The sequence below is a fragment of the Mesorhizobium sp. M0563 genome (assembly GCF_040321065.1).
Taxonomy (GTDB): Bacteria; Pseudomonadota; Alphaproteobacteria; order Rhizobiales; family Rhizobiaceae; genus Mesorhizobium.
Map to the genome: position 1 here is coordinate 194,776 of NZ_JAMYQV010000001.1, position 12,821 is coordinate 207,596.

At 62.6% G+C, this 12,821-nt stretch carries 15 protein-coding genes, 1 tRNA gene and 1 riboswitch; of the genes, 10 read left to right on the plus strand and 6 right to left on the minus strand.

Annotated features, from left to right (window positions below):
- Positions 1-305: 305 nt before the first annotated feature.
- Positions 306-1,049, minus strand: a complete 744-nt coding sequence (gene lipB, locus NKI50_RS00930; RefSeq protein WP_352483062.1) for a lipoyl(octanoyl) transferase LipB — start codon at positions 1,047-1,049, stop codon at positions 306-308.
- Positions 1,050-1,226: 177 nt separating this feature from the next.
- Between lipB and NKI50_RS00935 the strand changes: the two genes are divergently transcribed.
- Positions 1,227-1,311, plus strand: a tRNA-Leu gene (locus NKI50_RS00935).
- 165 nt (positions 1,312-1,476) lie between these two features.
- Here NKI50_RS00935 and NKI50_RS00940 read toward each other — a convergent pair.
- Positions 1,477-2,298, minus strand: a complete 822-nt coding sequence (locus NKI50_RS00940) for a phosphatase PAP2 family protein (protein ID WP_023720728.1) — start codon at positions 2,296-2,298, stop codon at positions 1,477-1,479.
- A 430-nt stretch (positions 2,299-2,728) separates the two neighbouring features.
- Between NKI50_RS00940 and NKI50_RS00945 the strand changes: the two genes are divergently transcribed.
- Positions 2,729-3,046: an ArsR/SmtB family transcription factor gene (locus NKI50_RS00945; RefSeq protein WP_023720727.1), complete on the plus strand. Its 318-nt coding sequence runs from the start codon at positions 2,729-2,731 to the stop codon at positions 3,044-3,046.
- On the plus strand, positions 3,043-3,525 hold the full coding sequence (locus NKI50_RS00950; RefSeq protein ID WP_031194498.1) for an SRPBCC family protein: 483 nt from the start codon (positions 3,043-3,045) through the stop codon (positions 3,523-3,525). Before NKI50_RS00945 ends, NKI50_RS00950 begins: the two co-directional genes overlap by 4 nt.
- Positions 3,526-3,722: 197 nt before the next feature.
- On the opposite strand, the gene NKI50_RS00955 is transcribed toward NKI50_RS00950, so the two are convergent.
- Complete coding sequence (locus NKI50_RS00955; RefSeq protein WP_156948157.1) at positions 3,723-3,944, minus strand: hypothetical protein; 222 nt, start codon at positions 3,942-3,944, stop codon at positions 3,723-3,725.
- Between the two features lie 277 nt (positions 3,945-4,221).
- On the opposite strand from NKI50_RS00955, the gene mgtE reads away from it, so the two are divergent.
- Positions 4,222-5,640, plus strand: coding sequence for a magnesium transporter (mgtE, locus tag NKI50_RS00960; protein ID WP_023720724.1), 1,419 nt, complete (start codon positions 4,222-4,224; stop codon positions 5,638-5,640).
- 139 nt (positions 5,641-5,779) lie between these two features.
- Positions 5,780-6,166, plus strand: a complete 387-nt coding sequence (locus NKI50_RS00965) for a MerR family transcriptional regulator (protein ID WP_023676566.1) — start codon at positions 5,780-5,782, stop codon at positions 6,164-6,166.
- A 19-nt stretch (positions 6,167-6,185) separates the two neighbouring features.
- Here NKI50_RS00965 and NKI50_RS00970 read toward each other — a convergent pair whose 3' ends face one another.
- Together NKI50_RS00970 and NKI50_RS00975 are read right to left on the minus strand one after the other, a co-directional pair.
- The gene (locus tag NKI50_RS00970) at positions 6,186-6,692 is read right to left on the minus strand and encodes a methyltransferase family protein (protein ID WP_352483066.1); all 507 of its coding nucleotides are present in this window, start codon (positions 6,690-6,692) and stop codon (positions 6,186-6,188) included.
- A 16-nt stretch (positions 6,693-6,708) separates the two neighbouring features.
- The gene (locus NKI50_RS00975) at positions 6,709-7,707 is read right to left on the minus strand and encodes a heparan-alpha-glucosaminide N-acetyltransferase (RefSeq protein WP_352483067.1); all 999 of its coding nucleotides are present in this window, start codon (positions 7,705-7,707) and stop codon (positions 6,709-6,711) included.
- 247 nt (positions 7,708-7,954) lie between these two features.
- Between NKI50_RS00975 and NKI50_RS00980 the strand changes: the two genes are divergently transcribed.
- A complete protein-coding gene (locus NKI50_RS00980; RefSeq protein WP_023720721.1) occupies positions 7,955-9,154 on the plus strand; it encodes an MFS transporter in 1,200 nt (399 codons plus the stop codon).
- Here the strand turns inward: NKI50_RS00980 and NKI50_RS00985 are convergent.
- Positions 9,133-10,326 (minus strand): aromatic ring-hydroxylating oxygenase subunit alpha, encoded by a 1,194-nt coding sequence (locus NKI50_RS00985; RefSeq protein ID WP_352715090.1) that lies wholly within the window; start codon positions 10,324-10,326, stop codon positions 9,133-9,135. The two genes, NKI50_RS00980 and NKI50_RS00985, sit on opposite strands and share 22 nt — an antisense overlap.
- A gap of 140 nt (positions 10,327-10,466) precedes the next feature.
- Positions 10,467-10,662: riboswitch (cobalamin riboswitch) on the plus strand.
- A 36-nt stretch (positions 10,663-10,698) separates the two neighbouring features.
- Here NKI50_RS00985 and NKI50_RS00990 point away from each other — a divergent pair.
- From NKI50_RS00990 to cobO, 4 genes are read left to right on the plus strand one after another with little or no spacing between them, the layout of a single operon-like run.
- On the plus strand, positions 10,699-10,878 hold the full coding sequence (locus tag NKI50_RS00990) for a CbtB domain-containing protein (RefSeq protein WP_023720718.1): 180 nt from the start codon (positions 10,699-10,701) through the stop codon (positions 10,876-10,878).
- A 15-nt stretch (positions 10,879-10,893) separates the two neighbouring features.
- Positions 10,894-11,676, plus strand: coding sequence for a CbtA family protein (locus NKI50_RS00995; protein ID WP_023720717.1), 783 nt, complete (start codon positions 10,894-10,896; stop codon positions 11,674-11,676).
- The gene (cobU, locus tag NKI50_RS01000) at positions 11,669-12,190 is read left to right on the plus strand and encodes a bifunctional adenosylcobinamide kinase/adenosylcobinamide-phosphate guanylyltransferase (RefSeq protein ID WP_352483069.1); all 522 of its coding nucleotides are present in this window, start codon (positions 11,669-11,671) and stop codon (positions 12,188-12,190) included. The genes NKI50_RS00995 and cobU overlap by 8 nt, the downstream gene beginning before the upstream one ends.
- 1 nt (position 12,191) lies before the next feature.
- On the plus strand, positions 12,192-12,815 hold the full coding sequence (cobO, locus tag NKI50_RS01005) for a cob(I)yrinic acid a,c-diamide adenosyltransferase (protein WP_352483070.1): 624 nt from the start codon (positions 12,192-12,194) through the stop codon (positions 12,813-12,815).
- Positions 12,816-12,821 lie beyond the last annotated feature (6 nt).

Below are 12,821 nucleotides of genomic sequence, written 5' to 3' on the forward strand. Positions count from 1 at the left end.
CTCAACCCTTTCTTAACCCTGCCGAAATTGACCGCACGCAATTCCGGCCATGCCGGGATTGCGATCGTTGACATTCGAACAAAACTAGAACAAAATACGAACATACTAACAACAGGAGAGAGCTATGACCGATCTTGTTCAGGATGTCGTCTCGCTGGTGTGCATGAGCACGTTCCTCATTTCCATGGCAATCTGGATCGGCGCGATGTGAGGATGCGCTGAAAGACATGGCTCGAACGCTGACGACCCGTTCTTCGCGGAGGCGAGGGGCGCAGCGTAGGACTACGGTCTTCAGTGAGGTTCTGTCAGCCGACTTTGCGGGCCGCCTCGACCTGCAAAGGCGCTGCCGGGCCGAAGACATCTTCGAAGGCTGATTTCAGCGCCAGGTCGAGATCGGCCATTGTTACGGGAAGGCCGAGATCGATGAGGCTGGTGACGCCGTGATCCTGGACGCCGCACGGCACGATGCCGCTGAAATGGCCGAGATCCGGCTCGACATTGATGGCAATGCCGTGGAAGCTCACCCAGCGCCTCAGCCTGATGCCGATGGCAGCGATCTTGTCCTCGGCGACCGAGCCGTCGGGCAAAGCGGGGCGATCCGGCCGCACCACCCAGACGCCGACGCGGTCCTCGCGGCGTTCGCCGCGTACGTTGAAGGCGGCCAGCGTGCCGATGATCCATTGTTCGAGTGCCGCGACGAAGGCGCGGACATCCTCGCGCCGCCGCTTGAGGTCGAGCATGACATAGGCGACGCGCTGGCCCGGCCCATGATAGGTGTATTCGCCGCCGCGCCCGGCGGCAAAGACCGGGAAGCGGTCCGGCTCGATCAGGTCCTCGAAACGGGCGCTGGTGCCGGCGGTATAGAGCGGCGGATGCTCGACCAGCCAGACCATCTCGCCAGCCGCGCCGCTGCGGATTGCTTCGGCGCGCGCCTCCATCACGGCGAGCGCATCGGGATAGGCGGTGAGCCCGGGCTCAATGCGCCATTCGACCGGCGCCGAGCCGGGCGAGGGCAGGAACGACGTGGCGATCTGGCTGCGTTCTGTCATGATATCTCGTCTCGCCCCTCATATGGCGGCAATCGGTACAAACGTCCAGTTCCGGGCACGTTCGGCGCTTTGCAGAGTTAAGCCGATATCCGGCCGATTATTGCTGGCCGCGCACTTGTTTCACCGGAAACGATTTGCTACACGCCGCGGGCCGGTTCGTTCTGGCTCCTACCACGTGCGGTCGTGGCGGAATTGGTAGACGCGCAGCGTTGAGGTCGCTGTGGGGCAACCCGTGGAAGTTCGAGTCTTCTCGACCGCACCATTAAATTCGCTCGACCGCACCATTAAATTCGAAAGCGCCCCGTTGAGTTCGAGCACGGCAAAGAGCGTCTTTGTCAGGCGCGAGGCTTTTTTGCCTGCGATCGCGAGTTTGGCCGATGCGAAAACGCCATCGGCGCGTAGCCATATATGCGGTTTGCGTGGATAATTATTCGCGCACCAGGCGTCCGGTTGCCCACCAGATCACAGATACAGCAGCGATCGATACGTAGCCGTCCAGGGCATAGTGCCATCCAGTGTACACCGATCCGTACAGGATCAGGGCTGCAAACGCCCAACCCAGAGCGCCCAGCCAGAGATTGATCGAGGACAGCAAATAGGCGTTCAGTGCGGCAAAGGCGACATGCATGCTTGGCATGGCCGAGATGCCGCCGCCAAGGCTTGGCCGGCCACTCCGGTAAGCCATCAGGAGATATGCTGCGGGTTCCCGCACCATGTAATTATGGTCCAGTCTGTCCAAGGCGGCATTCAATCCGTGGAAGCGATCCACGCCAACAAACTGGTGGTAGTAAACCGGCCCGACCGATGCCAGCGCCAAAGCCAAGACAGTTCCGAGGATGCACAACGTCAGCGCTGCCGCGCTAAGATAGCGGATGCGCGCAATCTCGTCCGACCAGAGCGCCACGAAAAGGATGGTGCCGAACCACTGGTAGAACCAAATGACTTCATAGCTGTTGAAGACGACGAGCGACCACCCGTTGCTGTCGAGCTTATGGGCGATCTCCCACGGCGGCATCCCGTGCAACCATTCATCAGCGTCGGCTAACCAGTGGTCGGCATAGTATGGGACGACGGACGGGATGGCGATCTTGTAGGTGGAGAACGCGGTCAAGCTGGCAAAGAAGAACAGCAGCACCAACAGACAGCCGCGCCAGCGCCCTTGAACCAAATCCAGGGCGTAGCGAACCGGTTGCCGTCGGCCATGGATGAGCGCGGCACAACAGACGCCACCGATAAACAAGACCGGCATGCCAATAAGAAACTTGTGAGAATAGATTAGGGCTGATGTACGGAATACTTCTGGATATAGTGCAGATGCACCTAACACGTACATTGCCATAAACAAGGAGAGGCGCAATTGCCATATGGCTGAGGGCCTGTGGCGAGAGGCTTCCGTAGTTAGGGCCAAGCCAATTTACCCGTTCTTAATGTTTCGCCGCAGAGACATATACACCGATAAGGTAAAAACCTTGCCGTCAGGTTTACTTTTCCCCGGTGGTCGATACCTGCCGGCTCGCATGCGGTGGATTGATTCCCTGAGCAATCTTGCATCCGCATTGCTGCCCATGCCCCGCGCGAAGGAATTACCCCGGAGCCTCGGGCCGAACCGGCCCGTTGCTTAAACACAGGCCCGCCACTCCCTCGGTTGACCTATCATAAGTTGTAGCTTATCATAAGTCATGGTTTATGATTACGCAGGAATGGTGGCCTTGGCCGATCCGACACGCCGCAAGGTGTTCGAGCTCATCGCCGATCGGCCGCGCTCGGTCATCGATCTGACGCGGGTGCTTCCGGTCTCGCAGCCGGCGGTATCGCAGCACCTCAAAGTGCTGAAGGAAGCCCGACTGGTCCGTGCCGAGCCCAAGGGCGCCAGCAATATCTATCATCTCGACCCGCATGGGCTCGGCGAGATGCGCGCCTGGCTCGATCGCATGTGGGGCGATGCGCTCGACGCCTTCAAACGGGAAGTCGACAACAGCAAGGAGAAGAGGAAATGACGACCATGATCAAGCCCGCACCGGTCAGGAAGTCGGTGACCGTGGAGGTGCCGCTCGACAAGGCATTCGATGTGTTCACGACAGGGTTCGGACGGTGGTGGCCGGCTTCGCACTCGATCGGCAAATCCGCCCTGACGACCGCGGTGATCGAACCGAAAGCCGGCGGCCGCTGGTACGAGATCGGCGAGGATGGGTCAGAATGCGATTGGGGCGAGGTTCTCGCCTGGGATCCGCCGTCGAGGCTGACGCTCGCCTGGCGTATCGGGGCCGACTGGCGCTACGATCCGGCATTGCTGACCGAGGTCGACATCCGCTTTGTCGCGCTCGGCGAGAATTCGACGCGGGTGGAACTCGAGCACCGGCTTCTGGAGAACATGGGCGAGACCGCAGAAGCAGCGCGCCAGGCCTTCGAATCGGAGCGTGGCTGGAGCGGTGTCCTTGGCGCCTACGCGGCTGAGGCCAAACGCTACGCTGCCTGATCGGCAGGCCTCTAAGCCCGATATCCAGCGAGGCCGTCGCACCGTCGGCCTCGCCTCATTCCCGGTGCAGCATATGCCGTTCTGCCCGACCACCGGGACTGTTGTTGTTGGGCGACCGATTCCCCGACCGGGGCACACCACACCTGGCGTTGTCGCGGACTGCCCGGCGGTTGGTCGGCGGCGATGGCAGAGCTGGATTACCGGTGCTTCTCGACGAAAGCCTTGCAGGCGGGTGACAACTGCTCGATCATGCTCTGAAGGTCGCATTTGCCGATCGGTGTCATTGGGCAAAGCCGTTTGTAGTCAGGCTTGCATTCCTTGCCCTGAAAAGATTTGAAGGCCTTTGCATCGGCGGTAATCGGGTTCAAAAGTATTCCCGAACAAACCAACGCAAGACTGGTAAACAGATACTTCCCCATAAACACCCTCCCTTTATTACCGGTAATTATAGAGATGCTAAATTAGAATCCTCTAATTATCAATCTTGAATTATCAATCTTGGGCAACCGGCAGCTCGCAAGGTCGCCTGATATCCGTCGGTTGCGCACAGAGAGGCCGATGCTCAAGCCAAATCGCGCCGCCGCTCCATCCTTGTGTTTGACCATGATCTTTTCGGAAAACCGGTTTCCACTTTTCAGGATCATGGTCTAGACCTGACAGGCACCTTATCCGGAAATCCGATGGCGGGAGGCGCTGGTGGAAGGCCAGGACGAACACATGACCGGCGCCAGGGCCGCTGAGGAGCGCCGCGCCGACATCTATGACGAGGACGGCGTCATCCTGTCGTCGTTTCTCACCCAGATCGGTGCCGCGATCGCCGATCGCGATACGCTGACGCTGAAGCGCGAAGTCGACGATCTGCACCAGTCGGAACTCGGCCACCTCCTCGAGGCGCTGCACCCGGAACAGCGCCGCGCCCTGGTCGAATTGCTGGGCAAGGATTTCGATTTCTCCGCGCTGACCGAGGTCGACGAGGCGATCCGCCGTGACATCGTCGACAATCTGCCCAATGCGCAGATCGCCCAGGCGGTGCAGGAGCTCGATTCCGACGATGCCGTCTACATCCTCGAGGACCTCGACCAGGAGGACCAGGACGAGATCCTGTCGCAACTGCCGTTCACCGAGCGGATCAGGCTGCGGCGCTCGCTCGACTATCCCGAAGAGACCGCCGGCCGCCGCATGCAAACGGAGTTCGTCGCGGTGCCGCCATTCTGGACGATCGGCCAGACCATCGACTACATGCGCGAGGACAACAACCTTCCCGATCGTTTCAGCCAGATCTTCGTCATCGATCCGAGCTTCAAGCTGCTCGGCGCCATCGACCTCGACCAGATCCTGCGCACCAAGCGCTCGGTCAAGGTGGAAGAGGTCATGCATGAGACCAGGCATGCCATCCCGGCCACCATGGACCAGGAGGAGGCGGCACGCGAATTCGAACAATACGATCTTCTGTCCGCTGCCGTCGTCGACGAGAACGAGCGGCTGGTCGGCGTGCTGACCATCGACGACGTCGTCGACGTCATCCAGCAGGAGGCCGAGGAAGATCTGCTGCGCATGGGCGGCGTCGGCGACGAAGAACTCTCGGACAGCATCCTTTCGACTTCGCGCTCGCGTGTGCCGTGGCTGCTGGTCAACCTTTTGACGGCCTTCCTCGCGGCTTCGGTGATCGGCCTGTTCGACCGCACCATCGAGCATATCGTGGCGTTGGCGGTGCTGATGCCGATCGTCGCCGGCATGGGCGGCAATGCCGGCTCGCAGACCATGACCGTCACGGTGCGGGCGCTGGCGACGAGGGACCTCGACATCTACAATGCCGGCCGCATCATCCGCCGCGAAATCGGGGTGGGCTTCATCAACGGCATCATCTTCGCCATTCTGATCGGCATCGTCGCGGCTGCCTGGTTCCACGATCGCAATCTCGGCGGCATCATCGCGGCGGCGATGATCATCAACATGTTCGTGGCGGCTCTGGCGGGCATCCTGATCCCGCTGCTGCTCGACCGCTTCAAGATCGACCCGGCTGTGGCTTCGGCGGTTTTCGTCACTACGGTCACCGATGTCGTCGGTTTCTTTGCCTTTCTCGGGCTTGCCACATGGTGGTTCGGCGTAGGCTGAACGGCACCTCAATTGACTTTTACGTAAATGCCATGCGAGGCTTTGGAAGGTGCCTTGTCCGCCGATTCTGGTACGCGCCTGGATGCCGGCGGCGCCGGCCAGTTGGAACTCGCGGCGTGGCCGGGGCATTGGAGTGGCGATGCGGGAATATTATTCGATCACGGAGCTGACCCGCGAATTCGACGTGTCGACGCGGACGTTGCGCTTCTACGAGGACGAAGGGCTGGTGCAGCCGGTAAGGCGCGGCCGCACCCGGCTGTTCCGTCCGTCGGACCGGCATCTCATCCGCCAGATCATGCGCGGCAAGAGGCTCGGCTTCTCGATCAACGAGATCCGCGAAATCATCCAGATGTACAGGGAGCCGCCCGGCGAGGTCGGCCAACTCAAGCTGATGATCAAGCGCATCGAGGAAAAGCGCGAGGATCTTCGCCAGAAACGCCGCGACCTCGAGGAGACCCTGGCCGAGCTCGACCAGGCCGAGGAATCCTGCGTCGAGCGGCTGGTTGAACTCGGCGTCACCACGTAAGCGCGGTGTCAGCCCCGGCTCAAATCCAGCGCCGCACCCTTTTGGCGTAGTCCCGGTACTTCTTGCCGAATTTGGCCGTCAGCACCTTCTCCTCGCTCTCGATCGTCAGCTTCTGCGTCAGGAACGCCGCGATGACCGCGAGCGGCAGGAACCAGGCGATCCCCGAGACAAAGGCGAGGCTGACCAGCAGCAATGTGTTGGCGAGGTAGATCGGGTTGCGGCTGACGGCGAAGGGTCCGGTGGTCACCAGATGGTCCGGCACGCCGTTGGGGTTGAGCGTCGTTTTGGCGCGGATCATGGTGCGGATCGCGGTGAACCAGAGCGCGGCGACCGCCACCAACCCCACAAGGCCGGCGGCGAACAGGATGTCGCCGAGAAGATCGCCGATCCACGGCAGTGGATAGAAAAACCCTAGCGCGACGCTGACGATGATGGCGGCGACATAGATCAGCGGCGGCCATGGGATGTGCCCCAGCTTCGGCTGCCCAGGATTTTGCTGCACGGGTTTCGGGTGACTGTCGGTCATTGTTGTCCTCCCTCGATTAGCGCGTTCTCGGTTCCGCCGTCTCGGTTTGGGCGGTGCAGGTGCCGGCGAGCTCGCCAATATGCGCCTTCCACTCCGGGGACTGGTCGTTGCTGTAGAGCCGGTCAAGCGAGGCTTCGCCCTGGAGAGTGTCCAGCATGCAGGCACAATAGCTGGAGCAGAACTCGGTGTCGCGCGCCTGCTCGCAGGATATTTGGCAGGATTTCAGAAAGTTCACCTCCCTGCTTTCGACCCGCGCCGGCATGAATTGCGAAAACAGCCAGACCGAGCCGATCAGCAGCGGCTGATGGATCAGATAAAAGGCAAGGCTGTGCCGGCCGATGAAGACCAGCGGGTTTGCCCAGCGGCCTGGCGTCATGGCCGACAGACGGGTCAGCACGCCGGAGGTGGCGGCGAGTTTGGTAACCGCGATGCCGGCAAGCACGGCGCCGAACCAGGGCAGCAGCGGAACATAGTCGTTGGAGTGCGGATTGGTCGCCGATAGACCGACCCACCACAAAGCCGGATGATCGAAGGCCTCGGATCTGAGGTAGAAGGGCGCCGCGATGACAAACGCCGCGACAAGCAGTGTCAGCAGCGCCGGCAGCCGCAGGAACGCCAGGCCGAGCAGGCTGGCGAGCGCGATCTCGTGCAATATGCCGAAAAAAACGAAGCCGTCGGGCGTGGCGATTCGGGTGACCAGCGATATTGCGAGAGCCGCCCCGGCAACCATGGCGAAGCGCTTCCAGAAGCCTGTCCAGCGGATTTTCTTGCCATGGGCGAGATAGAGGCTGACGCCGACCAGGAACAGGAAGCTCGAGGCGATGCAGCGCGCGTAGATTTTCCACCAGCCGAAGGCGGTGAGGCCGGGATCGGTGTAGCCGAAAAATTCGAGATCCCAGGTGAAATGATAGCTCGCCATGGCAAGCAAAGCGATGCCGCGTGCGATGTCGATGGCGGCGATGCGCTTCGCCTTCGGTTGATCCTGAACGGCGGTGGTCGGCGTGGCGATGCTCATCGGTCTCGCTGTCTTGGTTCAGCCCCGGCAAGACGACTATCACGGTTGCCACCGTCAAAAGAAGCAGTCCTCGCGTCGCGTTGGCGCGGGTCAGCATTAGAACTCGCTTTAGGCCAGAGCCGGAAAGCCTTTGGCCGGCTTCGCTTTTTGCCGTGAAGGCGTCGGTTTCCTGTTACCCGGCCAGGAATCGCCGCGGCAGATTTGTGCTCCAAACCCTGCTTTGGGCGATTCTGCTTCGGGGAAAGCAATGGCTACCCATGTGCGCCATCCTATCTGGCTTGCGGCCTTGCGGCCGGCGGATGCACGCACCTTCGCCTCGCTTTATGCGGTCGAATCGTTCGCGCGCGCCACCGTCTCCAGCGTCATCCCGATCCAGGCCTATGAGATCCTGCACAACGAGCAGATCGTCTCGATCCTCTACACGGTCGTGGCAATGCTCGGCCTCTCGGCGACGCTGTTCATGCCGATGTTGATCCGGCGCTTTGCCCGGCGCTGGGTCTATACCGCCGGTGCCTGCCTGCTGGCCGTCGGCTCGCTGTTCTTCGTCACTCATACGCTTGCTGGCCAAACGGTCGGCATGCTCTGCCGCGTCATCGGCGCCAGCGCGCTGGCGATCACGCTCAACCTCTACATCATGGACCACATCCGCAAGACCGATTTCATGCAGGCCGAGTCGCTGCGCATGGCGTGGTCGATGCTTGCCTGGACCGCCGGGCCGACGCTCGGCATTTTCCTCTACACGCGTTTCGGCATCTATGCCGCGCATAGCGCGGTGGCCGTCTTCGCCATGGCCCTGCTGGCGCTGTTCTGGACCTACCGGCTTGGCGACAACCCGTCGATCCGCCCGGGCAAGACGCGGCCGGTCAATCCGCTGGCCAATATCGGCCGCTTCGTCGCGCAGCCAAGGCTGAGGCTGGCCTGGCTGATCGCCTTCGGCCGTTCCTGCTTCTGGACGACGTTCTTTGTCTATGGGCCGCTGTTCATGGTGATCACCGGCGAGGGCGAGCTCGCCGGTGGCCTCTTGGTTTCGGCCGGCAATGCGCTTTTGTTCATGGCCATCTTCTGGGGCAGGGCGGGAAAGCGTTTCGGCGGCCGGCGCACCATGACGTTTGCCTATTTCGCCATGTCGGCGACGCTGCTGGCGGCCGGCGCCGTCGGCGAGGCCGCGCCGCTCGTCACCGGCGCGTTGCTGCTTTGCGGTGCCTTCTTCACCATCGCGCTCGATGCGCTGGGCTCGACCGCGTTCATGCGCTCGGTGCGCTCGTATGAGCGGGCGCAGATGGCGGCGGTCTACCGCACCTATCTCGACTTTTCCGAGCTGACGCCGCCGCTGGTCTATTCAGTGGTGCTGGCGTTCTTCGGCCTGGGCGCGGTTTTCGCGACGCTCGGCCTGCTGGCGGCGGTCTGCGGCTTCGTCACTTGGCGCTATCTGCCCAAATCGCTTTGATGTTCAAGCGCCGCATGCCGCTCGCGCACCCAGTTGTGGAAGCGGTGCAAATCATATTCCTCGGGCATCAGCACGCCGGCCTTATGGCGCATCGAGCGCAGGCCCTTCTGGTTGACCTCGCAGATATCAGCGTCTTCCTCCAGCACCTGGGTACCGAAGGCGACGATGTTGTCGATATCCGCAGCCGGATCGACGAGCGCTTCGGGCGAAAAAAGCCATTCGGCGGTGAGTTCGGTCTGCTCCGGCCCAAGCGGCACCAGCCGCACGGTCCTGACATAGTCGACATGGCCGACGACGAACATCGACGGCAAGTTGGTGGCATAGGTCTGCCCGGCAGCACGCTCGGCCGGCGTCAGGCTCGAAAAGACCGAGCCGTGGACGCGCCCGTCGCGCGACCAGGTTTCGGCCCCGGCCCGCAAGCCGCCGGCAAATTCCGGCGCGTCATTGTCGGCGTGGCGCGCCCATTCGGGGTCGTCGTGCCGGCCCATCAGGCCGCGGCCATAGATCGGCACCAGCCGCGACAGGTCCTTGTGGACGCCAGGGCAGTGCAGGCACTCGTTGAAGTTCTCCCAAAATATCTTCCAGTTGCAGTTCATAACCTTGCGCAGCACATGGCCGCTCAGCAGCGTTTCCAGCGGCCAGTTGGCGAGGTTGCCGGATGCCGGATCGAAGGATGTTTCAGCCGAACCGGCAGCGTCTTCCGCGAGGTTGACGAAAACGAAACCGCTCCACACCGACAGTGCTACGCGGTAGAGCGGATGATCGGCCTTGTCGAAACCGTCCGGCAGCGATTTCGATGGCACGCGCACCAGATCGCCGCGCAGCGAATAGGACCAGGCGTGGTAGGGGCAGGTGATGAGCCGCGCCTTCAGCCGTCCTTCGCTCTGCTGGCAAAGCTGCGAGCCGCGATGCCGGCAGGTGTTGTGGAAGGCGCGCAATTCGCCGGTCTCGTCGCGCAGCACGACGATCTCCTGCGTGCCTATGCGAAACGTCCTGAATGCCAGCGGCTGGGCAAGGTCGGCCTCGCGGCAGACCAGCAGCCAGTTGCGATACCAGATGGCCTCGAGATCGCGCTGATAGCCTGCGATGTCCCAATAGGCCGATGACGGCAGCGTCGGCTCGGCCTGCGTCAGGCCGTTATAGGGACCGCGCTCATTCGGGCTGGGTTGCATGCCGGCTTCCTCCCCATCCGCCAGCCGACACCCGGCTGTGAGAATTGTCAATTGCGGCGCCGGCCGGCGAGCTTGGCGAGGCGGCGCATTCGCCACACGATCCGGCGGAATTTGGTTTGCCGGGCGCGGCGATTCTGCCTATAGTCGCTGATGTCGTCGGTTCCGTTTGGAACCAAGAGGGAATGCGGTGCGGGCGAAATTCTTGCCCAATGCCGTGGCTGCCCCCGCAACTGTGTGCGGTAGTCCTCTCCATATGCCACTGAAGATTTTCTTCGGGAAGGTGGGGAAGGGCGCTGATCCGCGAGCCAGGAGACCTGCCGGCGACAGGAAACTGACTTCTATGCCCTCGGGTGGAGGGCGAAAGGACAAGACATGAATACCGCTTCCGTCTCGCTCGGCGCTTCCGTCTCCTCGCAGTCGCGTTTCATGCAGCTGGCGCTTGCTGCATTCCTCGGCATTTTCGTCATGGGCTTTGTCGGCTTCTCGCACATCGATGCGGTCCACAATGCCGCCCACGACTATCGCCACTCGATGGGCTTTCCCTGCCACTGACAAGGGGCTGACATCATGACACTGTTTCGCAACGTCGTGTTCATCGCGGCGATCGCAGGGCTCGTGGCCGGCGTCGTTCTCGCCTGCATGCAGGCCTATGCCACGGTGCCGCTGATCCTGAAGGCGGAAGTCTACGAACAGGCCGGCGGCGGCCATGACCATGCCGCGGCACCTGCGGCACCGGTCGAAAACGCCGGGGGCACGATGGCTATAAGCAGCGCCGCGCCGGCACCGGCTGAAGCAATGGCTCCGGCGGAGGACGAAGGCTGGGCGCCGGCCGACGGTTTCGAACGCTTTGCCTTCAGCGTCGTTGCCAATATCGTCACCGGCATCGGCTTCGCGTTGGTCCTGGTTGCGGTTTCGGAGTTCGCCGGCGGCATCGGCAATTGGCGCCAGGGCCTGTTCTGGGGGCTTGCCGGCTTTGCCGTGTTCACGCTGGCGCCGGGCCTCGGCCTGCCGCCGGAATTGCCGGCAATGCCGGCGGCCGACCTTGTCCAACGCCAGATCTGGTGGTGGGCAACGGTGGTGGCGACCGCCGCCGGTCTCGGCCTGCTCGCCTTCCGCAGATCGCTGCCGCTGGCGGTCCTTGCCGTGGCGTTGATGGTGGCGCCGCATATTGTCGGCGCGCCGCAGCCCGACAGCTTCGAGACGACAATCCCGGAAGGCCTGCATCATCAGTTCGTGGTGGCGGTGACGCTGACCAATCTGGTGTTCTGGCTGGTGCTCGGCGCGGTCGTCGGCGTGGTGCGCGGCCGCTTCACCGGCACGGCGACCAGCCTGCGCGACAGCTTTGCCTGACCGCGCTGCCGGGGCGCTGACCCTGATCATCGGCGGTGCGCGCTCCGGCAAGAGCGTGCATGCCGAGAGGCTGGTGAGTGCCTGTCCGGCGCCATGGAGCTATATCGCGACGGCGCAAGCCTATGACGAGGAGATGCGCGAACGGATCGCGCTGCACCGCTCGCGCCGCAGCGCCGGCTGGACGACCATCGAGGCGCCGCTCGACCTTGCCGGCGCGATCGAGGCACTGCCTGACGGCCAGCCGGTGCTGATCGATTGCCTGACGCTGTGGCTGACCAACCATATGCTGGCCGAACATGATGTCGAGGCCGAATGCCGAAGGCTGGCAGATGTGCTGTCGCGGCCGCGTGGACCCTGGTTCGTGGTGTCCAACGAGGTCGGCCAGGGCATCGTGCCGGAGAATGCGCTGGCAAGACGGTTTCGCGACGCGGCCGGCCGGTTGAACCAGGACGTTGCCGCCGTCGCTGACACCGTGCTTTTGATGGTGGCGGGGCTGCCGCTCAGGGTGAAATGACATGGCTGATACCGACCACATCGATCCCAAGGACGAGGAACGCCACCGCGCGAAGATGGCCAAGCGCAAGGCGGTGCAGGACGCCGAGGTTGCAGCCAAGACGGTCGAGAAAGGGCTGTTGATCGTCAACACCGGTCCGGGCAAGGGCAAGACCACGGCCGCCTTCGGGCTGGCGCTCAGAATGCTCGGCTACGGCAAGCGCGTCGGCGTCGTCCAGTTCATCAAAGGCAAATGGCACACCGGCGAGAAGGATGCTTTTGCCTGCTTCGGCGACCGCGTCGTCTGGCACGCCATGGGCGAGGGCTTTACCTGGGAAACGCAGGACCTGAAGCGCGACATCGCGGCCGCTGAGGCCGCCTGGGCCAAGGCGCTCGAGCTGATGGCCGAGCCGTCGATCAGCCTCGTGGTGCTCGACGAACTCAACATCGCGTTGCGCTACGATTATCTCGACCTCGAAAAGGTGGTCGCAGCGCTGAAGGCGCGTCGCGAGGGCCTGCATGTCGTCGTCACCGGCCGCAATGCCAAGCCGGTATTGGTCGAGGCAGCCGATCTGGTCACCGAGATGGGCGTGACCAAGCACCACTTCTCCGCCGGCGTGAAGGCGCAGCAAGGGATAGAGTTCTGAGGGGTT